The sequence below is a fragment of the Streptomyces sp. NBC_01446 genome (assembly GCF_026340095.1).
Taxonomy (GTDB): Bacteria; Actinomycetota; Actinomycetes; order Streptomycetales; family Streptomycetaceae; genus Streptomyces; species Streptomyces aureus.
Genome location: NZ_JAPEPO010000002.1, coordinates 663,306 through 685,321, shown reverse-complemented (window position 1 = coordinate 685,321; position 22,016 = coordinate 663,306). Strand labels below are relative to the sequence as shown.

15 protein-coding genes and 1 pseudogene are annotated in these 22,016 nt (G+C 69.1%); 10 read left to right on the top strand and 6 right to left on the bottom strand.

Going from position 1 to position 22,016, the window contains the following annotated elements:
• Positions 1–236: 236 nt before the first annotated feature.
• Entirely contained in the window at positions 237–560 is a 324-nt protein-coding gene (locus tag OG456_RS40685) for a hypothetical protein (RefSeq protein WP_266570107.1), read from the bottom strand.
• 346 nt (positions 561–906) lie between these two features.
• Here OG456_RS40685 and OG456_RS40680 point away from each other — a divergent pair, with 346 nt between their 5' ends.
• A complete protein-coding gene (locus tag OG456_RS40680) occupies positions 907–1,566 on the top strand; it encodes a TetR/AcrR family transcriptional regulator (RefSeq protein WP_266570106.1) in 660 nt (219 codons plus the stop codon).
• 3 nt (positions 1,567–1,569) lie between these two features.
• Here OG456_RS40680 and OG456_RS40675 read toward each other — a convergent pair whose 3' ends face one another.
• Positions 1,570–2,598 (bottom strand): SMP-30/gluconolactonase/LRE family protein, encoded by a 1,029-nt coding sequence (locus OG456_RS40675; protein WP_266570105.1) that lies wholly within the window; start codon positions 2,596–2,598, stop codon positions 1,570–1,572.
• Positions 2,599–2,765: 167 nt separating this feature from the next.
• Entirely contained in the window at positions 2,766–3,827 is a 1,062-nt protein-coding gene (locus tag OG456_RS40670) for an SDR family NAD(P)-dependent oxidoreductase (RefSeq protein WP_266570104.1), read from the bottom strand.
• A gap of 186 nt (positions 3,828–4,013) precedes the next feature.
• On the opposite strand from OG456_RS40670, the gene OG456_RS40665 reads away from it, so the two are divergent.
• Positions 4,014–5,828, top strand: a complete 1,815-nt coding sequence (locus OG456_RS40665; protein ID WP_266570103.1) for an NAD(P)/FAD-dependent oxidoreductase — start codon at positions 4,014–4,016, stop codon at positions 5,826–5,828.
• A 155-nt stretch (positions 5,829–5,983) separates the two neighbouring features.
• On the opposite strand, the pseudogene OG456_RS40660 reads toward OG456_RS40665, so the two are convergent.
• Together OG456_RS40660 and OG456_RS40655 are read right to left on the bottom strand one after the other, a co-directional pair.
• A pseudogene (locus OG456_RS40660) lies at positions 5,984–6,423 on the bottom strand (MarR family winged helix-turn-helix transcriptional regulator).
• A 156-nt stretch (positions 6,424–6,579) separates the two neighbouring features.
• Complete coding sequence (locus tag OG456_RS40655) at positions 6,580–7,482, bottom strand: helix-turn-helix transcriptional regulator (RefSeq protein ID WP_266570102.1); 903 nt, start codon at positions 7,480–7,482, stop codon at positions 6,580–6,582.
• A 216-nt stretch (positions 7,483–7,698) separates the two neighbouring features.
• On the opposite strand from OG456_RS40655, the gene OG456_RS40650 reads away from it, so the two are divergent.
• The 3 genes from OG456_RS40650 to OG456_RS40640 all read left to right on the top strand — a co-directional run bounded on the left by OG456_RS40650 (position 7,699) and on the right by OG456_RS40640 (position 10,682).
• The gene (locus OG456_RS40650) at positions 7,699–8,676 is read left to right on the top strand and encodes an aldo/keto reductase (RefSeq protein WP_266570101.1); all 978 of its coding nucleotides are present in this window, start codon (positions 7,699–7,701) and stop codon (positions 8,674–8,676) included.
• Between the two features lie 66 nt (positions 8,677–8,742).
• Positions 8,743–9,771: an alcohol dehydrogenase catalytic domain-containing protein gene (locus OG456_RS40645; RefSeq protein ID WP_266570100.1), complete on the top strand. Its 1,029-nt coding sequence runs from the start codon at positions 8,743–8,745 to the stop codon at positions 9,769–9,771.
• A gap of 59 nt (positions 9,772–9,830) precedes the next feature.
• The gene (locus OG456_RS40640) at positions 9,831–10,682 is read left to right on the top strand and encodes an aldo/keto reductase (RefSeq protein WP_266570099.1); all 852 of its coding nucleotides are present in this window, start codon (positions 9,831–9,833) and stop codon (positions 10,680–10,682) included.
• Positions 10,683–11,709: 1,027 nt separating this feature from the next.
• Here OG456_RS40640 and OG456_RS40635 read toward each other — a convergent pair.
• Positions 11,710–12,378: a VOC family protein gene (locus OG456_RS40635; protein WP_266570098.1), complete on the bottom strand. Its 669-nt coding sequence runs from the start codon at positions 12,376–12,378 to the stop codon at positions 11,710–11,712.
• A gap of 1,163 nt (positions 12,379–13,541) precedes the next feature.
• Between OG456_RS40635 and OG456_RS40630 the strand changes: the two genes are divergently transcribed.
• The 5 genes from OG456_RS40630 to OG456_RS40610 all read left to right on the top strand — a co-directional run bounded on the left by OG456_RS40630 (position 13,542) and on the right by OG456_RS40610 (position 21,825).
• Positions 13,542–14,000 (top strand): hypothetical protein, encoded by a 459-nt coding sequence (locus OG456_RS40630; protein ID WP_266570097.1) that lies wholly within the window; start codon positions 13,542–13,544, stop codon positions 13,998–14,000.
• Positions 14,001–14,114: 114 nt separating this feature from the next.
• A complete protein-coding gene (locus OG456_RS40625; RefSeq protein WP_266566847.1) occupies positions 14,115–15,755 on the top strand; it encodes an IS4 family transposase in 1,641 nt (546 codons plus the stop codon).
• Between the two features lie 20 nt (positions 15,756–15,775).
• Positions 15,776–18,013, top strand: a complete 2,238-nt coding sequence (locus tag OG456_RS40620; RefSeq protein WP_266570096.1) for an alpha-L-rhamnosidase — start codon at positions 15,776–15,778, stop codon at positions 18,011–18,013.
• A gap of 125 nt (positions 18,014–18,138) precedes the next feature.
• Positions 18,139–19,149 (top strand): ROK family protein, encoded by a 1,011-nt coding sequence (locus tag OG456_RS40615; RefSeq protein ID WP_266570095.1) that lies wholly within the window; start codon positions 18,139–18,141, stop codon positions 19,147–19,149.
• Positions 19,150–19,266: 117 nt separating this feature from the next.
• Complete coding sequence (locus tag OG456_RS40610) at positions 19,267–21,825, top strand: SpoIIE family protein phosphatase (RefSeq protein ID WP_266570094.1); 2,559 nt, start codon at positions 19,267–19,269, stop codon at positions 21,823–21,825.
• Positions 21,826–22,016: the final 191 nt, after the last annotated feature.

Here is a 22,016-nt window from a genome sequence, read left to right as displayed (position 1 = left end):
CCGTGTTCGCGGTGATCTGCGGGTACACCGGGATCGGCATCGCCCGGAGCAACTCGATGCAGGGCAGTGCCACGTCTCTGGAGCCTGTGACGTCCTGAGGTCGCTGCCCATGCCGGATTCATCGTCTCGTCGTGATGACGGTGAATCCGGCATGGGCAAGTGTCAGTGCCCGGCTCAGAAGGAGCCTCTGTCTTCCTGTTCATGCCCCGGACACAGCCGTAACTGAAACACGCAGGCTATGTGCCGATTGCCGTCACCGTGTCATCGTTCTGGCTGGTGACGTAGACGCTCTTGCCGTCCGGACTCACCGCCATTCCACCCGGGTTGGCGCCGACCGGGACGGTCCTGAGCACCGCGTAGGTGTCCGTGTTGATCACCGACATCGTGTCCGAGTCGGCGTTGACCACGTAGAGGCGAGTCCCGAGCCCGCCCACAGCCACCCCTCTCGGGGTGTTGCCGACAGGGATCGTCGCGATCACTGCGTTGGTGATCGTGCTGATCACCGACACCGAGTCCGAACCCTGGTTGGTCACGTAGAGGAGGGTTCCGAACCCGCCCACAGCCACCCCGGCCCGCGTCCCCAGTACTGGATCACAGCCGGCACCTTCCTCAACGGTGAGGTGCTGGAGGTCGAGGAGATCACCAACGACGCCGAGATCCCCTACGACGACACGTTCTCGATGAACGCCGTCCTCGGGTCGGACAACCTTTGGACGGTGTCCGCCCCGAAGAGCTGATGCGGCTACCTCCGTCGCCGCACGACGGTGGCGACCTGGGGGACTGGGGCCAGGCTCATGCGCAGTTCGGGTGTCTTCCGACGTGGGCGCCCTCTGATCTGCGAAAAGCGCGGTGGCGGCAGAGGAACCGCCGGGCCGGCGCGCCCTGCGCTCGTACTACGCTGCCGACGTGACGAATCCGACCGAGCCCCAGGACCCGCAGCCGGCAATGCGGGGTTCGGCCGTGGCGGGCGGCGGCGGCGCGGGCTCAGGCCGCGGCGGCGCTGCCGGCCAGAGCCGCCCGGCCAACCAGGGGCGGCGGGTCGCGGCCCGCAACCGGGCCGCTCTCATCGCCGCCGCCCGCGAGGTCTTCGCCGAGCAGGGACTGAACGCCCCGCTGTCAGCCGTCGCTCGCCGCGCGGGAGTGGGTCAGGGCAGTCTCTACCGGCACTTCGCCGACCGCTTCGCATTGGCCGCCGCCGTTCTGGACGAGAACGTCCAGCAGATCGAGCGGGCCGGCGCCGAGCCGGGCGCGAGTCTCAAGGGTGTTCTGGGCGTGGTCACTTGGCACCTGACCCGCTCGACGGCATTCGTCGACCTGTTGCGCGTGCGCGGCGACGGCGAGCAGGCCCGCGCGCTGTCCGAGCGCGTCCGCAGTGTCCTGGCCCGGCGCCTGCCCGCCGGGCATCGTCTGTCCGCCGACGACGTCATGCTGGCCGTCGCGATGGTCTCCGGCGCCGTCGCCGGCCCCACCCCGGCGGAACGGGAGCGCGTCGCCCTGGCGGCCTGGCAACTGCTCGGCGTCGAGGTGGGGCCCCTGCGACCCTGCGAGACGGTCGTCGACGTGTGACCGTCAGCCGCCGTTGGACTGGCGGATGCCCTTGGCCAGCGCGGTGAACTTGTAGACGTACCCGCCGGCGGGGCCGCTGACGGTCATGTAGGCCTTCGTGCCGCCCGGTGCGATCGCGACGTTGGTCGCCGACTTCAGACCCTCGGATTTCTCGGCGGGAACCTCGACAGTGGCCAGACGCGCCCCGTACTTGCTGTAGACGGCGATGGCGGGCCGGCCGTGCAGCGCCTGGTAGAGGTTGCCGTCGGCGTCCACGGCGATGGAGTCGGTCTGGGCCAGGCCGCCGTCGACATGGATGGCCTCGTGCTGGGAGGTCACATCGGTCTTGTCGGCGTCGAGCAACAGGTAGGAGATGGTGTCCTCGGAGAGCTCGCTGATCCACAGGCCGCGCAGTTCGGGGTCGAACATGACTCCGTTGGGCTGGGCGAGCCCGTCGGCCAGGACGGTGGTCCTCGTGCCGTCACGGTCGATGCGCACGATGCGGCCATCGGTCTCGTCCGGCTCCGTGCCGTGCGCGTCGCTCACGTACACGTTGCCCTCGTCGTCGAAGGCGATGTCGTCCGGCGTCATTTTGGAGCCGTCGACCTCACCGGAGAAGAACGTGCGCGGCTTCGAGCCGTCCTGCGCGACGCTGACGATCGAACCGGTGGCGAAGTCGGTCAGGTACAGGCGGTGGTCGTGCGGGCTGATCTGCGCGGAGGTGTAGGCGCCGGTCTTGTCGGTGTAGACGCCTTCGTGCTTGCCGGTGGCCACATCGACGGAGATGAGCTTGGGCTCGCCCGCAGGTGCGGTGACGTCCACGACGTACAGGCTGCCGTCGTCGATCAGGACCGGGCCCTCCAGCAGGGTCATGCCGGTGGCTGCGTGCACGTCGGTCACGTGCGCGAGCTGGGTCGCCCGGATGCTTCTGCCCTCGCCGGACGACGCGGGCTCCGAGGCCGGGGTGGCGGTCTGGGTGCCGCATGCGGTCAGTGTCAGGAGGCCGAGGGCGGCCAGACCCGCCAGGGCGCGGGGGCTACGGGACGTGGTCATACGGTGATGTGCTCCTTCCTGTCGCCCGGATATCCGGACGTCGTGACGTGCAGGAGACGTACTCCCGGCCGTGGTGCGGGAGTTCGGCAACGGGGCCCTCCTGTCGGGATGTTCCGCACCCGGGCTCCGATCGGGCAGCTGTCAGGCGGGCTCCGACGGGGCAGCTGTCAGGCGGCCGACCAGCCGCCGTCGGAGGGCAGGATCGCGCCGTTGAGGTTCACCGCGTCCTTGCTGAGCAGGAACGTGATCGATGCGGCCAGCTCCTCGGCCATGGCGAGGCCGGGGATCGCGACACGCATCTTCGCGGTGCGGGCCGAGCCGTACGGGGCGGCGGTGGGGAGGTGGATTCCGGTGGCCACCGCGCCGGGGGCGACGGCGTTGACCTGCACGCCGGTGCCCGCGTACTGGTAGGCCGACGATTTCGTCAGGCCCACCAAGGCGTGCTTGGAGGTGGTGTAGGCGGCACCGGCGGCCGAGCCGCGCAGGGCTGCCTCGGAGACGATGTTGACGATCCGGCCGCCGCCGGCGGCGAGCATGCCCGGCACGACGGCGCGCATCAGGCGCATGGGGCCGTCGACGTTGATGCGCATGACGCGATCCCAGATGGTGTCGTCGACCTCGTGCACGGCGGCGTCGTTGTCCATCACGCCGGCCACGTTCGCCAGGGCGTCCACGCGACCGCCCGCGGCGGCCAGGACGGCGTCGGCGGACGTGGGCGCGGTGATGTCGGCGGTGAGGGGCACGACCGCCTCGCCCAGGGCGGCGGCAAGGGCCGCGAGACCGTCGGGGGAGACGTCGACGGCGATCACACGGCCGCCCTCGCGCACGATGCGCGAGGCGACGGCCTTGCCGATGCCGGAGGCGGCTCCGGTGACGACGACGGTCTGGCCGCTGAAGCGACCGGGCGTGATCTGTTCGGTCCACGGTTCGGGGGTGCCTATCTCGACGCCCAGGTCGGGCTCCGCGGCCGCCGCGGTATCGGCCGGGGGAGCGGTGGGCAGGCCCTCGGGGACCCGGCCGGTCTCGGCCGCGGTGACCAGCGCGTCCACGAGCTCCGGCGGGAACTTCCCGCCGGACATCTTCACGAGCTGTTCCAACGGCAGGCCGAGGGCGGGGGCCAGGGCCTGTTCGCTCTGCCCCTGGGAGGCCAGAAAACCGCGCAGGACCTGCCCGGCGGCGGGATCCGCCAGCCAGTCGCGCAGCGGGGAACTGGGGGTGAGGTTCGACATCGCGGGCCTTCCGTGTCGTGGCGCTCGGGCGGGGCCGTGTGAGGCAGGCCCCGCATCGCAACCGGACAGTGCTGTCCGGTTCTTGGGTTACGGTACCGGTGACCGCGCGGGACGCCCCGCGAGGGCCACAGCCCCACCCCCCCCGCGGCGACCAGCGCACCTCCCCCCACGAGAGGAACCCGCCACATGACCCTGCCGCAGTGCGACAACCCGCCCACCCCGCAGGAGACCGCCGACCTGCGCGAGCGCTACCGCGTCGAGCGTGAGCGCCGCGTGCGCCCCGAAGGCCCGGGCCAATACCGGTCCACGGCAGCGGAGTTCGGCTACTTCGCCGCCGACCCGTATGTCGATGACGTGGCGGAGCGCGAGCCGCTGCACGACGTGGTGGACGTCGCGATCGTCGGTGGCGGGTTCGGCGGGATCCTGGCAGGCGCACGCCTGCGCGGGCAGGGCGTGGCGAAGGTGCGGGTCATCGACAAGGGCAGTGACTTCGGGGGAACTTGGTACTGGAACCGCTACCCGGGCATCCACTGCGACATCGAGTCGCACGTCTACCTGCCGCTGCTCGACGAGACCGGCCATGTGCCCGAGTGGAAGTACGCGCCAGGAGAGGAGATCCGCCGTCACGCGGTGCGTGTCGCCGAACAGTTCGGCCTGTACGAGGACGCCCTCTTCTCCACCGCCGTCACCTCCCTGGCCTGGGACGAGAGCGCACAGCAGTGGGTGGTCACCACCGACCGCGGCGACATGTTCCGCGCCACCTACGTCATCACGGCCACCGGCACGCTGACGGAGCCCAAGCTGCCCGGCATCCCCGGCATCGAGAACTATCGGGGCCACACCTTCCACACCTCCCGCTGGGACTACGGATACACCGGCGGCAGTCCCGAGGGAGGCATGACGGGCCTGGCCGGCAAGAGGGTCGCCGTCGTCGGCACCGGCGCCACCGGCGTGCAGGTCATCCCCATGCTGGCCGAGGACGCCGGGCATCTGTACGTCTTCCAGCGCACCCCGTCCGCCGTGGATGTGCGGGGCCAGCGGCGCATGACACCTCAGGACGTCGGCGCGGACCGCCCGGGATGGGCGGCCGAACGCCGGGACAACTTCCTGCGGATAGCCTCCGGGGAGGGTGCCGAGCAGGACCTGGTCGCCGACCGCTGGACGGAGTCGGCCGGCCTGCTGGAGAAGCTCCTGCCCAGCTTCCGCCGCGACGGCGAGCCGGACTTCGAGGCCGCCTACGAGGCCGCCGACCACGCCACGATGAACCAGGTTCGCGAGCGTGTGGCCGCCGAGGTCACCGACCCCGCCACGGCCTCGGCCCTCCAGCCCTGGTACCGGTACGCGTGCAAGCGCCCCACGTTCTCCGACAAGTACCTCCCCGCGTTCAACCGGGGCAACGTCACACTCGTGGACACCGCCGACACCCACGGCATCGAGCACATGACGGAGCACGGCGTCGTCGTCGGCGGGGTGGAGTACGAGGTCGACTGCGTGGTGTTCGCGACCGGATTCTCCGTAGGCGTTTCCGGCATCACCTCAGGGGAACTGCCCGTGACCGGCCGCGGCGGAGTTCAGCTCCTGCACGCGCGGGCGCAGCAGGGCCCGCGCACCTTGCACGGCTTCACCAGCAACGGGTTCCCGAACCTGATCCAGATGGGCTCGCTGCAGAACGCCAGCAGCGTGAACTTCACGCACATCCTCGACGAACAGGCCGTGCACGCCGCCGCCCTGGTCACCGCCGCGGAGGAGAAGAACGCCGTCGTGGAGCCCACCCCCGATGCCGAGGCCGCCTGGATCGACGTGTGCGCCAAGGGCGCCCCCGACCATGAGTGGTTCCATGCCGAGTGCACCCCCGGCTACTACAATCGGGAGGGCCGCGGCCGCCCCAACGGTCCGACCGCCTACCCACACGGCGCCGTCGCCTTCCACGACCTCCTGCGCAGCTGGCGCGAGGAGCACATCACCGAAGCCCTTCAGGCCAAGGCCACCGCCTCGGCCTGACGCATCGAGCGGTAGGGCCGGCACCGTCTCTACCGCGGCACCGCGCCGACCGCCGCACCGCGCCGACTCCCGCACTGCCCCGACCGCAGCACCGCCCCGACCGCAGCACCGCGCCGGTCGGGGCGCGTGCTCGATGCCTCCCGGAGTGGGTCGGCCTACTTCTGGGTGGCGTCGAGCGAGGAGGTGAGCTGGTCGAGGTTTTGGTGCAGTTGGTCGAGCTGCGCCAGCTTGAAGCCGGTGGCCTTCCCGAAGCGGTGGGGCACGTCGAGGGCCCGGTCGCGCAGCGCCGAGCCCTCCTCGGTGAGTCGCACCAGGACGGACCGCTTGTCCTGCGTGCTGCGTTCGCGTCGGACGAGACCCGCGCCCTCCAGCCGTTTCACCAGCGGGGAGAGCGAACCGGAGTCCAGGCGGAGGTGCTCTCGCCGAGTTTCTTGGCCGGCAGGTCGCCGTGCTCCCACATGGCCAGCATCACCAGGTATTGCGGATAGGTCAGCCCGAGGTCCTTGAGGATCACGCGGTAGGCCCCCTTCACGGCACGGTGGGCCGCGTCCAGAGAGAAGCAGATCTGGCGGTCGAGGCAGAGCCGCACGTTCATAGGGCCCCGAAAGGGACACGGAGCTACTGACCATAGGCGTCGCCGGTGACGCATAGGTGTGACCGTGCCAGGGAGATCGACCCAAGTCGCCCGCCTCTGCACGGACTTGTTCGAGGCGACCTCCCGCAAACCGTCTCGAACAAGCAGGCGCAGCGATCAGCTCTGTCGGCGGGTTGGACCTGTGGAACGGGAGCTGGGCGAGGCGGGCGCGGTCATGTCGAGCAGGAGCAGTGCGTCGTGGTCGGGGCTGCCGGGTTCGGCGGTGTAGACGCCGATGCGCTGGCCGGGTGTGCCCTCCACGTGCAGGGACTGGGACGTGAGGGTGAGCGTGCCGACTTGGGGGTGGTGGAACGTCTTCTGCGCGGGCTTGCGCCCGGTCACTTCGTAGCGTTCCCACAGACCCGCGAAGTCGGGGCTCTTCAGGAGGAGTTCCCCCACCAGGCTGGTCAGGTCGGGGGCATCGGGTGCCGTGCCGGAAATGGCGCGCAGGCGGGCGACGCAGCCGGTGATCTGCCGGTCCCAGTCGGTGAAGAGCTCGCGGGCGGCGGGGTGGAGGAAGAGGTAGCGGGCGAGGTTGCGCTGCTTGAGGGGCCAGTCGTCCAGGCCCGCGTAGAGGGCGAGGCCGCCCGGATTCCAGGCGAGCATGTCCATGCTGCGGCTGATGACGTACGCCGGGTTCGGCCGGAGCGACTCGAGCAGCAGCTTGAGGTGCGGGCGCACGGTGCGGCTGGGGGAGGGCGGTGGCTCCGGCACGTACCGGGCGGCACGGGCGGCCAGCTCGCGCAGATGCTGGTGCTCCTGGTCGTCCATGTGCAGAGCGCGTGCGAGGGCATCGAGGACGGCAGGGCTGGGGCGGGTCTCCTTGCCGCGCTCCAGGCGCACGTAGTAGTCGATGCTGATGCCGGCGAGGGTGGCCAGTTCCTCCCGTCGCAGACCCGGGGTACGGCGTACTCCGGCGCCGATGGTCAGGCCGACCTGTTCGGGACCGGTCTGGGTGCGGCGGGCGCGCAGGAAGCCGCCCAGCTCCGCGCCGTCACTCTTCGGGCTCTCGGATGCCATGCCTTTCAGTCTCACACCGCCTCGACCCGCGGCGCAGGTGCAAAGGGGGCCCTGTCGTTACCCCTGAAGAGCCCGCCCTGCCACATCCGCCCAATCCGGGCGACGGTGAACGCACAAGACACCGGCACTACGCCCCGACGAGCGGCTGAACAGCCATGATCGCGCCAGTCGGGCGAGAGCGAGAGTCGCCGGTACGCCAAGAACCGGAGATACCGAATGCGCTACATCAAGCTGCGTGACCTGCAGGTTTCCCGAATCGGTCTCGGCGCGATGGGCATGTCCCACGGCTACACCGACTCCGGCACCGACGAAGCGGAGTCCGTGCGGACCCTGCACCGGGCGTTGGAGCTGGGCGTCACCTTCATCGACACCGCCGAGATCTACGGCCCCTACGCCAACGAGGAACTGCTCGGGCGCGCCCTGAAGGGCCGCCGGGACCAGGTAATGCTGGCGACGAAGTTCGGAATGGTCTCGCACGCCGGAGCGGGCGCGTGGAATCTGGACTCGAGCCCGGCCAACATCCGGACCGCCGTCGAGGGATCGCTGCAGCGCCTCGGCACCGACCACATCGACCTGTACTACCAGCACCGCGTCGACCCGAACACGCCGATCGAGGAGACCGCCGGCGCTGTCGCGGAGCTGGTCGCTGAGGGCAAGGTCCGCGCCTTCGGCCTCTCGGAAGCCGGCCCGGACACCATCCGCCGCGCCCACGCCGTCCACCCGGTCACCGCGGTGCAGTCGGAATACTCGCTGTGGACCCGCGGGATCGAGAAGCGCATCCTGCCCGTCCTGCGCGAACTGAACATCGGCCTCGTGCCCTTCGCCCCGCTCGGCCACGGCTTTCTCACCGGGCAGATCCGCGCCACGGACAGCTTCAAGGAGGGCGACTTCCGGCACGGCAACCCCCGCTTCACCGGCGAGAACTTCCAGCGCAACCTGCGCATCGCCGACGAGGTCCAGGTGGTCGCCGAGCAGGCAGGCGCCACGCCTGCGCAGGTCGCGCTCGCCTGGCTGCTCGCCCAGGGGGACGACATCGCCCCGATCCCCGGCACCAAGCGCGTGCACCGCGTCGAGGAGAACACCGCCGCCGACGCCATCGAGCTGACCACCGACCAGCTCACCCAGCTCGGCAGCCTTCCGCAGGCCGCCGGCGAAACCCACACGGAAGCCGGACGGCAGATGCTCGAACGCTGATCACGTGTCCTTCGAACCCCGTCGCCGACGGCGGCGCCCACCCCCACCTCCTGGAGCACCTTTCCCATGCGCGCAGCAGTGATGTACGGAGCCGGAGACGTCCGCGTCGAGAACCGGCCCGACCCGAAGATCGTCCACCCGGCCGACGCTGTCGTCCGCACGGTCGCCGCGTGCGTGTGCGGCAGCGACCTGTGGCCCTACGGGGCGATGCCCGCCACCGACACCGGCCGCCCCATGGGGCACGAGTTCCTCGGCGTCGTGGAGGAGACCGGCGCGGACGTGACCGGCCTGAAGGCGGGTGACCTGGTCGTCGCCCCGTTCACCTACAGCGACAACACCTGCGACTACTGCGCCAAGGGCCTGCACATCTCCTGCCGCAACGGAGGCCGGTACGGCTTCGACGGTGTCGACGGCGGCCAGGGTGACGCGGTGCGCGTCCCGCACTGCGACGGCACCCTGGTCAAACTGCCCGTCGCCGCCGACTCGGAGCTGGTGCCGTCGCTGCTGGTCCTGTCGGACGTGATGACCACCGGCCACCACGGCGCCGTCACCGCCGGCGTCGGCCACGGGGACACGGTGCTGGTCGTCGGGGACGGCGCGGTCGGCCTGTGCGCGGTCATCGCCGCCAAGCGGCTGGGAGCCGAGCGGATCCTCCTCGCCGGCCGCCATGCACCGCGCACCGACCTGGGTCGGGACTTCGGCGCGACCGACGTCGTCGCCGAGCGCGGCGACGAGGGCATCGCGCACATCCGTGACCTGACCGGGGGAGTGGACAAGGTGATCGAGGCCGTCGGCACGCGCCAGGCGCTGGACACCGCACTGGGCGCGGTCCTGGACGGCGGCACCATCAGCCGCCTCGGTGTCCCGCAGTACGAGCAGGGGCCGATCGGCCCGGCCGAGTTCATGCGGAACGTCACCCTGACCGGCGGCGCCAGCCCCGCCCGCGCCTACATCGAGCAGCTGCTGCCCGACGTCCTGGACGGCAGCATCACCCCCGGCCGCGTCTTCGACCGCACCTTCGCGCTCGACCAGACCCCTGACGCCTACCGGTCCATGGCCGACCGCCAGGTCCTCAAGGCCCTCATCACCCCCTGACCCCACCACGCCTGGCCCCCTGACCCCACCCCTCCCTGCAAGCAAAAGGACCACCGCTCATGCAGTACGTGACCCTGAACAACGGAGTGGAGATGCCGCTCCTCGGCTTCGGCGTCTACCAGATCCCCGCCGACGACACCGAGCGCGCCGCCGCCGACGCCCTCGCCGCCGGCTACCGCCTCCTGGACACCGCCGCCGCCTACGGCAACGAGGAAGCCGTGGGCCGCGCGATCAAGAGCAGCGGCATCCCGCGGGAGGACCTGTTCGTCACCACCAAGCTGTGGGTGCAGGACGCCCCGGCCCAGGACAACACCAAGCGCGCCTTCGAGACGTCGCTTCAGAAGCTGGGCCTGGACCACCTCGACCTGTACCTGATGCATCAGCCCTACGGCGACGTGTACGGCCAGTGGCGGGCCATGGAGGCCCTGAACCGTGAGGGCCGGGCCAAGGCGATCGGTGTCGCCAACTTCTACCCCGACCGGCTGATCGACCTGATGGTGAACAACGAGATCGTGCCGGCGGTCAATCAGATCGAGACCCACCCGTTCTTCCAGCGCGCCGACTACCAGGACCTGATGCGCGAGCACGGGGTGCAGATCCAGTCCTGGGGCGGGTTCGCCGAGGGCAGGAACGACCTCTTCACCAACCCGCTGCTGGCCGGGATCGGCAAGGAGTGCGGCAAGTCGGTGGCGCAGGTTGTGCTGCGCTGGCTCACCCAGCGCGGTGTCATCGCGATCCCCAAGTCGGTCCGGTCCGAGCGGATGGCGGAGAACTTCGACGTCTTCGACTTCGAGCTCACCGACGAACAGATGGCCCGGATCGCGATCCTGGACACCGGCGCATCGCTGTTCTTCGACCACCGCGACCCGGAGATGGTCACCTGGCTCTCCAAGCGCCGCCTGGACGCCTGAGACCCGCCACCGGCTTGCAGAACCAGGTGAGCCGGGTGAGCCAGGTCCGCGCGCGGTGGGGCGCGGCGTCCTTGCCCGCGTGATGCACGGGGGCCGGTTCTGGGGCAGCCTGTGCAGTGGTAGGCGGAATGAAGGCCGGGTACTCGGGGTGCACGTCCTGGCCGACGCGGCAGAAGTCGTTCGGCGGCGTACCTGAGGGTCCTTGATTCCGGTGAGGAGGCCGTCGCTGAGACCAACCGTCTTGCCCAGCCCCAGCCCCGGTCGTTGGGGTCTGCCGGTGATCGCCGTGGGTGATCTCCTCGACTGGGCGGCCCAGGAACGGAGAGGCCAAACGATGGCGCGGATTTTCGTTGACGGCGATGACTTGGTCGTCCACCTGTCATGGCGGGAAAAGGCAGCCGCTCGCCACGGCAATGTGCGCGTCCCGCTGACCGCTGTGAGCCGTGTGACGGTCGAACCCGACTGGTGGCGGGCCCTGCGCGGTGTCCCCCATAGAGGCGTATGGATACCAGGGACCTGGTGCATCGGCACGCGCAGCCACGAAGGCGGGATGGATCTCGTGGCCATACGGTCCGGCAGACCTGTCGTGTGTGTCGAACTGCGGACCTCTCCCCCTGTTCCCTTCAGCCTCCTCGGCGTCTCTGTTCCCACCCGCGCGGAAGCCACGAACACGGCGCAGTCGATCTGTGGAAAGGCCCCGGAGATCGACACGTCGACGCCTTGGCGGCAGCCGCTTCCGGTCCCTGAGGAGAAGAGTGCGGAGTAGCGGTCGGCCGGTTGTCGGAGGGACGTCGCCGATGAGCTCGTCGGAGCTCAGCTCATCGCGGTAATAGATCACCACGCGGATCACCGCCCCTGCACTGCCTGCCGCTCAGGTACCTGCCGACCAGGTGGCGGCCGCCGCACCACGGTTTCCACATCCCCATCAGGACCTGACCGCGCCGCACGTAACACCATCACCATCGCTCAGAACCCGCCCCGCGCCCCCGTCACCAGCCTCTGTACCCACGAAGAGCGGAACCCGCAGCTAGTCACGGTCGAGGGCGGTGCAGACGCAGACCTTGTTGCCCTCGGGGTCGGCGAGCACGGTGAACGACGGAGCTTCGGAAGCGTCGACGACGGTGCCCCCGGCGGCGACGGCCGCTGCGATGCGGTCATCCGCCACCTCGGGAGCCAGCCACAGATCGACGTGCCAGCGCTGGCGCGGGGTCGGATGGGCGTCTGTCGCCTGGAACCACACGCTGGGTACGCGGTTCGTCTGGTCGAGGACCGTGTCGCCCACCACGTGGTCGGGGGCTCCGGTGAGCAAGGCGGACCAGAACGGGGACACCGCCGTGTCGTCGGCGGTGTCGAGTGCGAGCTCCAGCTGCGTCACCTCGCCGGGGAGTGCGGTGAGGCCGTGCTCCCGGGCCAACTTGCTGATGGTGCGGGCCAGTTCGATGTCCTGGGCTGTGACCCACCGCCCGCCCTTGTCGCCGGCGGTGGACAGGGCCAGGTCGACGACTCCGCGGCCGAGCCGGATCTCCGGATCCTGGCCGACGGTGACTGCAGCCTGCGCGACGGCTGCCACGAACGCGGCTGCCCTGACGGGGTCGGGTGTGCGGTAGCGAGCGGCGATGGGCTGCGCGAGCTTGCGCCAGTCCTGGAGCCCGGTCGCGATCGCTTCGAGAATGTCCGGGGTGCTGACGGTGTCCATGGCTCCATGCTTCCAGCGGCCCACCGAAGGCGCTACGTGGTGGACGTCGCCGTCGAGCCGCCCGATGGTGGTGAGGTGTGGTGATGAGGGGGGCGACGAGAGTTTCGAGTCGGTCGCCGAGACCATGTCCACGCTGCGGTCCGCAGTCAAAGAGTCGGGCCGGCTTGAGATCAACATGCTGGGCGCGTCCTTCGTATCGGCGGCGTCATCGAGGCGCGGTCGGTAGGGGTCGGAAGGTCCCAATGCGCCCTGACCGGACGAGGGGTGGAGTGCTCGGCCTTCAGAGCGGCAGCCAGAAGCTCGTCGCCAACGGGCGGCAGACACTGATGAGTGTCGCTCGGCCCGCGAAGTGAGCAGACCACAGCACCTGCCCTTCTGGCTGCTTCCGGACCCGTCCCGCGGGCACCGCCGGGCATTGTCTCTCGCGCGATCACCAAGCGCGTCAGCTGTTCCCCGGTCCGTGCGATTGCGGCTTCAACTCTTCTATCCGGCTTGAGAGTTCTTCGGCTCGGGCGTGGGCTGGCGCTTCTCGATGTTCCAAGTCTTTACCCAAGCGACCCACCGCTGCCCCAATGCCTGTCGCGTCAGTAAGAGGCACCGACCTCCATCGCTGCCTGCGCGGGCGTGATCCCTGCTCAGAAGCTTTCGAGGGGGCTGCATCCGCGTCGGGCACCCGGCGTCCGCAGCTCGTGTCCCAGCCAGCTCCTCCTGATCGCACGCCCATCCGACTCGTGGGTGGTGACCACCATTTGAGATCGCACACATCCACGGCATACAGAGTCTGGACAGCAATCTCTGTGGCCTCTAGCGTGACGGCACCGCAACTCATTGAAACGATTCAATACGTCTGACACCCCAGTTGCGGGTCAGACGCCAAGAAATTCGGACCGTCAAGCAGAACAACCGTCCAGACCCCACCGGCCTGCGTCTCGCCCACCACGGGACAGCACTGGTCGGCCGGTCTGACGTGTTCCCAGTCGAAGGGACTGCTCCCTGTGAGGAGTTCGAGATTCACCACGACCATCGCGCTGGCGACGACACTGGGGCTGGCCGCCTCAGGCGTGGCCTCCGCGTCGCCGCACCCCAGACCCGAAGCTGTACGGGCCGTTGACCTGAGCACAGACAACCAAACCAACCCCATCGGGATCGACAGCCAAGCGCCCTTGCTGGCATGGAAACTCGATGCGCCGCAAGACGGGCGCACCTCCGGGCAGCGGGCGTACGAGATCCGAGCGGCCCACACGGTCGCCCAGTTGCGGCGCGGCATTGCCGACGTCTGGAAATCCGGCAAGGTCGACTCCAGCGCCACGAACAACATCGCCTTCGCCGGTGACGCTCTCCGCTCGCGCGAGTCGGTCGCCTGGCAGGTGCGGGTCTGGGACGCAGACGGACATGCGTCGGGCTGGAGCTCACCCGCCACGTGGGAGATGGGCCTGCTCAACAACTCGGACTGGTCGGCGCGCTGGATCGAGAACGCCTCGTACGACTACACCCGGCCGGACGGCTCGGAGACACCACTTCCCGTGTTCGGCAAGTCCTTCACCGTGCACGGCCGCGTAGCAAAGGCGCGGCTGTACATGCAATGCCGCGTAGTTAAGAAGCCGCGGGTGGCGTCAACTTGATCAGCTCGGTGGGTCTTGCCGGGGCGGGCATGGAGAACGGGACCTCTGCTACAGCGGTGAAGCCGTCCAAGGTCTTCACGCTGAGCAGGGGTCCCGTTGTCCGAGCAGTCTGCCATGACCAGTTTCGTCCGCACCATCACCGTGGCGAGGGGTGTCTTCGCGCCGGGGCATCTCGGGGAGTTGACGCAGTATCTGCCCTTCGAGCTGGTCGATGACGTGCTGGCGAGGTCGCGGGCTGTCCAGGGCAGGTTGCGTCTACTGCCTTCCCGCGTGGGGGTGTACTTCGTGCTGGCCCTGGCCGTCTTCCCGGCCGTCGGCTACCTGGGGGTGTGGGGCAAACTGGTCGCCGGGCTGGGCCCGCTGGCTCCGGTCCGGCCTTGTGAAAAGGCCCTGCGTGACCTGCGCCGCAGGATCGGAGCCGCGCCGCTGAAGATGCTGTTCGAGACCGTGGCCGGCCCGATCGCCCAGCCCCGCACCCCAGGCGTCTGCTACCGGAAGTGGCGCACGGTCGCCTTCGACGGCTGCAGCTCGCTGCGGGCCCCCGACCAGCCACGCGTCCGCGCCTGGCTGGGCAAGATCCTCAACGCCGGTTACGGCCCGGAGGGCTACCCGCATCTGCGACTGATGGCCCTGTGCGAGACCGGCACCCGGGGCCTGCTCGGCGCCGTCTTCGGCCCCACCAACAAGGGCGAGACCCACTACGCCCGCCGACTCCTTCCCCTGCTGAACGACACGATGCTGCTGCTTGCTGACCGCGCCTTCGCCGGGAACGACTTCCTCATCGACACCGCCGACACCGGCGCCCAACTGCTGGTCCGGCTCAACTCCCGCCGTCGGCCGACCGTCTTCACCGCGCTGCCCGACGGCTCGTTCCTGACCCAGCTCCAGGACCGGACGTTCCGCATCATCAACGTCGACATCACAGCCACCTGCGACGACGGCACCCGGATCAGCGACCACTACATGCTGATCACCACGCTGCTCGACCACCGCACCGACCCCGCTGAGCGACTGGCCCGCCTCTATCACGAGCGCTGGGAAGTCGAGTCGGCCTTCCTCGCCCTGCGGCACACCCTGCTCACTGGACGAGTCCTGCGCTCCTGCGACGCTTGCGGTCTGGAACAGGAACTGTGGGCCTGGCTCACCGTCCACCAGGTCCTGCGTCGAGCGATGTGCGACGCGGCCGAGTCCCGCCCGGGCACCGACCCCGACCGGGCCAGCTTCACCATCGCCCTGCAGGCCGCCGCCGACCAGATCGTCGACGCTTGCGGCATCACCGGCGACGACAGTGACGGCGGCGGCATCGCCCGGGCTGTCCTGGCCGGGCTGCTGCCGGCCCGCCGACCCCGGATCAGTGCCCGCAAGGTGAAGTGTCCGATGTCCCGCTACGGCACCACACAGAACGAGACCCGCCCACTGAGCAGCCATTCCTTCAACCGCCTGGACATCACCGTCCTCGCCGCCACCGAGCAGCCCACAGCCCTGCCACCGTCACCGGCGAACACCGATCGACGCTCCCACGTCTTCCGACTCCTGGTGGCAGCCGATCCCGGCCAGGACTGGACTCCCCGGCAGATCGCTGACGCCCTCAAAATCGACCACATCCGCAGCCTCTCGGCGCAGATGGGGCAATGGATCACGCAGAAATTCCTCATCAGGTCAGGTCATGGCCGCTACCGACTCCATCCCCAATGGGTCAAGACACCCCAGCCACCAGCGGGTTCACGGGACTCGACAGCCGCCATCCCGGCTTAACTACGCGGCATTGGCTGTACATGACGGGCCTTGGGATGTATGCCTCCACGCTCAACGGGCACGCAGTCAGCGCCAACGTCCTGGAACCCGGTCAGACGACGTACTCCTCGGAGGTCGACTACCGGACCTACGACCTCACCGACGAACTCAAGACGGGCACCAATGTCCTGGGTGTCGAGACCGGCAGTGGCGCCTACCAGCGCGTCAAGACAGCCGGTCACTACTTCTTCGGCGGCAGCCTGGAGCAGTACACGGTCTACGGCGAGCCAAAAGCCATTGCGCAATTGGAGATCACGTACGCCGACGGCCACACGGAGACCGTCAAGTCCGACACCTCGTGGCGAACCGCCCTGGGGCCCACGACGTATTCATCGTGGTGGAGCGGCGAGGAGTTCGACGCCCGCCGGTCGGCGACCTCGCCCACGGTGGCCGACAAGCTCGGCGGTTCCGACTGGCAGAACGCCTCCCTTGCCAAGCTCACGTCCAGCACCACACCCCGCGACACCACACCGCTGCGGGCGGACCAGCGGCCGCCGGTGACCGTCGCGCAGACGGTCGAGCCGGTCTCGATCACGCCCCGCGGCAACGGCTCGTACATCCTCGACTTCGGCGCCAACCGTTCAGGGTGGCCCACCCTGAACGCCTCCGGACCGGCCGGAAGCACCATCACCATGACCCCCGCGGAGCTCCTCAAGTCCGACGGCTCCTTGGACGTGTCCTCCACGGGTGCGACGGCAACCAACAAGATCGCCTACCGGTACACCATGTCGGGCAAGGGCACCGAGACCTGGCATCCGCAGTTCACCTACAGCGGCTTCCGCTACCTTCAGGTCGACGGCCTGTCGGCAGCGCCACGCCCCGACACGGTGACGATGAAGGTGGTTCACGCCTCCAACCCGCCGGCGAGCACGTTCGACTCTTCGAGCGAGCTCATCAACGGGATCCACACCGTCACCCTCCGCGCGATGCAGAGCAACATGATGTCGGTCCTGACCGACTGCCCCGACCGGGAGAAGGGGCCGTACACGGGCGACAATCTCCACAACCTGGATGCCCTGCTGACCGACTACGACCTCTCCTCCTACGAGCCTCAACTGGTCCGCAACATGGCGACCGCTCAGCGGCAGCCCGGCGATGCTTCCCCGGGGCTCATCGCCAACATCGCGCCGGAGTTCCACCGGGTCGCGCCTGTCAAGCTCGATTACCCGCAGGGGACCATCGAGTTCCTCGACGAGGTGAACTGGGGCAGCGCCGTCATCCGCATTCCGTGGCAGCTCTACCAGACCTACGGTGACACCCGGACCATGACGCTCTACTACGACAACATGGTCAAGTGGCTCGACTACGAGGCTGCCAACAAGGCTGCCAACAAGGGTGACATTCCCGGACTCGGAGACTGGTCGGCCACCGACAACACCACGCCCATGCAGCTGGCCATCCTCGCCGGGTACTACACCGCGGCCAACGACATGGCGAAGACGGCCAAGGTGCTGGGCAAGTCGGCCGACGTCACCAAGTACACCGCCCTCGCTGGGCAGTTGGCCGACGAGTTCACCGGCAAGTTCCGCCACGAGGACTCCACCGGCGTGTACTACGGCAGCGACAGTGAAGCTTCCAACGCCATGGCGCTCGACGCCGGCCTCGTCGCCGCCTCCGACCGTGCCCAGGTCCTCGCCCGGCTCGTCGCGTCAGTACGCGCAAGCGACAACCACATCACCACCGGCTCCGTGGGCCTGGGTCCGCTCCTCCGTGCCCTGCAGGACGGCGGACGAGACGACGTCATCTACGACATGGTCGTCAACCCCACGTCCCCCGGCTACGGTTACCTCATCGCCAGCGGCCACACCACCCTTCCGGAATCCCTGGACGGGTCGGGTTCCCAGAACCACCACTTCCTGGGACAGGTCGACTCCTGGCTCATCAGCGGTCTCGCCGGAATCCGTCAGGCCTCTGGCTCCGTGGCCTACCGGCAGCTCGACATAGCCCCCGCGGTCGTCGGTAGTCTGACCCACGCCTCCGGCAGCTACGCGACTCCTCAGGGCAACGTCACCAGCGCGTGGCAGAAGGACCACAACGGTCGCCTCACCCTCAAGGTCACTGTCCCGACGGGCAGCACAGCGACCGTCCACGTGCCGGCCGCCTCCAAGGACAGCCTGCACGTCACCGGGGGCCACACCACCCCCTCGCTGCTGAACCGCAGCGCCACAGCAGCGACCTATCAGGTCGCAGCAGGTACCTACACCTTCCAGGTCCGCTAGATGCCGCGGGCCGGGCCTTCTGCGCCGCGATTCCGGCGCAGAAGGCCCGGCCGTGGGCAACGAGCACCCAGGTGCCGACGGTCCGAACCCCTGCCTGCTCGGCTGTGGCCGTCTCGATGGGGACCGTGCGTATCGACCTGACCGGTAAGACGGTCACTGCCATCCAACTCGGCCGCACGCAGCAGTCGGTCACCCTCATGGGACTCGACGGCCGTCTGCTCGGCAGCGCGAACGTCCACGTCGATCTGACCAAGCCGTTCGCGGCCACCGCCGCGGAGCTGGCCGCCGCCGTCAACGAGGTCTCGCCTGACGCAGGACGCCCCTGTGCCGTTGTCATCTCGGTTGCCATGCCGTTCCGGCAGGGTGTCGGAGCACCGCAGATCCCCATGGACGCCCGAGGAGACGCGCCTTTCACAGCGCCCAGGCATCCCCGGCCGGACTGGCTCCTGACCGATCCCTCGGACGCTCTGACCGCGGCGCTCGGCATACCGGTGATGATCGAGAATGACGCCAATCTGGCCGCATTGGGCGAAGCGGGTCACGGCGCCGCACAGGGCGCCCACACCGCGGTCTATCTCAGCGTCGTCCCCGGATTCGGCGCGGCCATCGTGATCGGCGGCCGGCTTTTCCGGGGCGCAGGCGGCATCGCCGGGGAACTCGGCCACGTCAGCGTCCGTGACGACGGAGACATCTGTGTGTGCGGCTGCCGAGGCTGCCTCACCATCGTGCGCCGAAACGGCCCCGGTCTGGTCGAGGACATCGCCACCGCTCTCGGCCGCCCCCTGACACTCGACGAGGTCATCTCCCTGGCGGCAGAGGGAGACGTGCCGGTACGCCGCTGGCTGACGGACCTCGGCCGCACCATGGCCCACCCCCTCACCGGCTTCGTGCCCATGCTCAACCCCGACCTGCTCGTCGTGGACAGCGCTCTCGGCCCAGCCGCCGAACCCCTCGTCGACGGCCTCCGGGACACCCTCGAACGCCGAACGACGCCGATGGTCCACCAGGGTCTGGACGTCCGCCCCGGCCGGCTCACCACGACAGCGATCTCCACGGGCGCCGCGGTCCTCGCGGCTCAACGCTACGTAGAGCGGCTTGTGTCCGGCCGCACCCCGTTGAGCCCGCGGCTTCGGTGATCCCCGCTCGGTTGCTATATCAACCGCCGCGTATATGAAGGCAGTTGACGTGGCTGGTCCTCGATCCGCAGCTCCTCCTGCTGGGGGTCTCGCTACTCCTTGTCGCTTCCCTCGGTCATGCCCGTCCGCCAGTACCGCTGCAGCGTTCGTCTCCGTCATCCCGCTCGCCGTGGAGCCGGCGGCGCTGCCCGCGGCAAGGCGATCATCGTCCTCAACCCGGTCGAACCGCCGCTCGTCATGCGGGACACCGTGCACTGCGTCGTCTCCGCCGGCGACGAGCCCGCGGTGACCGCGTCCGTCGAGGAGACGGTCGGCCGCTTCGGTGGGTACGTACCCGGATGCCGCCTCAAGCAGAAGGTCCCGTTCGACATACTGTGCGCCCGGGCGACCTGCTGTACAGCCTCGCGCCCGCTGCGTGGGCCGTGCGGGCCGCCGCTGGTCACCCCCTCTTCGCGGGCGCCACGCGATGAGGGGCCCGCGCATACGGATGCCCGTACATTTGGAGGTATGGGAATCGACGCCCATGCCTTCCTTCGCGATCTCGCCCGAGGGCTCGAGCCCCGATCGGACCACCTGGTCGAAGTGGTGACGGAGCGCTTGCGCGGCGAGCTTCCCGAGGTGTGGAAGTACGAGGACATGGCCGCTCTGGCTCCAGTGGTCCTGTCCGAACACGTCGACATCGTTCTGGAATTTTTTGAGCGCGGCCCCGAAAATTCCAAGGTCACGACCCCGCCCGCGGCCATTGACTTCGCCCGAAGACTCGCTGAGCACGGCGTGCAGATCAGCGAGCTCCTGCGCCTCCATCGGCTTGTCCACGGGTATCTGCTCCATCTGCTCTACGAGGAGACGGGCCGCCTCACCAAAGACCCTGAGCTGATCAACGCGGTGACGATCACACTGAGCACGCTGGCTTTCGAGTACGCCGATCACTCCGCACAGGAGGCGGTCGCGGCGTACCAGAAGGCACGCGACGGCTGGCTCCAGCGGCGGCTGTTCACGATCATCGAGGCCGGCATGCGGATCGGGACCACGCTGGACACCGTCCGCACCGCCCAGGAACTGGCGGACGTCGGTGCCGACCAATTCGCCGACCTCGTCACCGTCGACCTTCTCGACGCTGCCCTCCAAGAAGAAGGGACGCACCCGGCAGATGGCGCGCCGGAACTCCGCCGGATCGCACACTCCGTCTCGGGCGACGGCCCGGACCCGGCAGCCGACACGGTGAAGAGGCACACCTACCCGGAAGGGTCCGAGCCGGCTCTCGTACTGGCCAGCGGACAACCCCTCCGCCTCGGCATCGCGCCATGCGACGTGCCCGCGTGGCTGAAGGTGTCCGCGGACCACAGCGGCGCCGGAGGCAGCAACGACAACGCCACTTACTCCGTGCTCCTGGTTCCGCTGTGGGCCCGTGGAAACGCGCTGGGGCTCGCGCAGTTCCTCCGCCGTCAAACGACTGACCCCTTCGACGACGACGACCTGCTCCTGGCCCAGGCGATCTCGTCCAGAGCAGCCGTGAACATCGACAACGCCCGTCGCTACACACAGGAGCGTTCGACCGCGCTCACCCTCCAGCGCAGCCTGCTGCCGCAGAACGTGCCCGAAGAGTCCGCCGTCGAGACGGCCACCCGCTACCTCCCCAGCGGATCCCGGGCGGGCGTGGGCGGTGACTGGTACGACGTGATCCCGCTTTCCGGAGCCCGCGTCGCCCTCGTGGTGGGTGACGTCGTCGGCCGCGGCATCCAGGCCGCGGCCACCATGGGCCGACTGCGCACGGCCGTCCGCACTCTGGCCGACATCGACCTGACTCCGGACGAACTGCTGACACACCTCGACGACGTGGTCATCCGGCTGCAGCGCGCGGAGCAGAGGGACATGGACGAGATCAGCGCCACGTGCCTGTACGCGGTCTACGACCCCGTCTCCCGCGCGTGTTCCCTGGCCAGCGCGGGACACGTCCTACCGGCCGTGGTGACTCCTGGTGATGCGCCGGGCTCGCGGGCGGTCGTCTTCCCGGAACTGCCGATCGGCCCGCCCCTGGGCCTGGGAGGGCTCCCGTTCGAAACTGCCCAGTTCGAACTGCCACAAGGCAGCCTTCTCGTGCTCTTCACCGACGGTCTCATCGAAAGTCGCGGTCGTGACGTGGACACCGCGTTCGCGGCGTTGTCCGACGTCCTCGGTCAGGCGTCGGCGTCGCTGGAAGAGACATGCGACGCACTGCTCAACAATCTGTTGCCCAGTGGACCCGCCGATGACGTCGCTCTTCTCGTGGCGCGTACCCGAGCGCTGGACGCCGACCACGTCGCCACCCTGGATCTCCCCGCCGATCCGGCCGTTGTCTCCGAGGCGCGCACCTTCGCATCCGATCGGCTGGCCGCCTGGGGCTTGGAGGAGATGGCCTTCACCACCGAGGTTGTGGTCAGCGAACTGGTGACGAACGCGATCCGCTACGGCGAGACCCCCATCCAACTGCGGATGATCCTCCAATCCACCCTGACGTGCGAGGTTTCCGACGCCAGCGGCACCGCCCCGCACCTGCGCCGCGCCCGGGACTTCGACGAGGGCGGCCGCGGCCTGCTCCTGGTCGCCCAACTCACCGAACGCTGGGGCACGCGGCACAACCGTGAGGGGAAGGTGATCTGGGCGGAACAGCTGATTCCATCCGCCGTTGCCGGATAACTCATCGCTACACGCCCGCACTTGGCGAACGCAGCTTGTCCGATCACCCGTGACTGTCACGGGCACGCGCAGGACCACTCAGCCTCGCCGGTGACGTCCAGACATCGGTCCGCCGGTCCGGCGCCTGGTTCGGGGAGGCGCTGCGCCCAGCGCCTATGACGCCTTCGATGCAGGGTCATCACGGCGTGTTT

Bases quoted from the DNA above. Each gene is read 5' to 3' on its own strand.
- OG456_RS40625 (WP_266566847.1), top strand. From the start codon at position 14,115: ATGACCAGTTTCGTCCGCACCATCACCGTGGCGAGGGGTGTCTTCGCG.
- OG456_RS40645 (WP_266570100.1), top strand. From the start codon at position 8,743: ATGCGCGCAGCAGTGATGTACGGAGCCGGAGACGTCCGCGTCGAGAAC.
- OG456_RS40670 (WP_266570104.1), bottom strand. From the start codon at position 3,827: ATGTCGAACCTCACCCCCAGTTCCCCGCTGCGCGACTGGCTGGCGGAT.
- OG456_RS40665 (WP_266570103.1), top strand. From the start codon at position 4,014: ATGACCCTGCCGCAGTGCGACAACCCGCCCACCCCGCAGGAGACCGCC.
- OG456_RS40675 (WP_266570105.1), bottom strand. From the start codon at position 2,598: ATGACCACGTCCCGTAGCCCCCGCGCCCTGGCGGGTCTGGCCGCCCTC.
- OG456_RS40635 (WP_266570098.1), bottom strand. From the start codon at position 12,378: ATGGACACCGTCAGCACCCCGGACATTCTCGAAGCGATCGCGACCGGG.
- OG456_RS40650 (WP_266570101.1), top strand. From the start codon at position 7,699: ATGCGCTACATCAAGCTGCGTGACCTGCAGGTTTCCCGAATCGGTCTC.
- OG456_RS40655 (WP_266570102.1), bottom strand. From the start codon at position 7,482: ATGGCATCCGAGAGCCCGAAGAGTGACGGCGCGGAGCTGGGCGGCTTC.
- OG456_RS40610 (WP_266570094.1), top strand. From the start codon at position 19,267: ATGCCCGTCCGCCAGTACCGCTGCAGCGTTCGTCTCCGTCATCCCGCT.
- OG456_RS40620 (WP_266570096.1), top strand. From the start codon at position 15,776: ATGACGGGCCTTGGGATGTATGCCTCCACGCTCAACGGGCACGCAGTC.
- OG456_RS40640 (WP_266570099.1), top strand. From the start codon at position 9,831: ATGCAGTACGTGACCCTGAACAACGGAGTGGAGATGCCGCTCCTCGGC.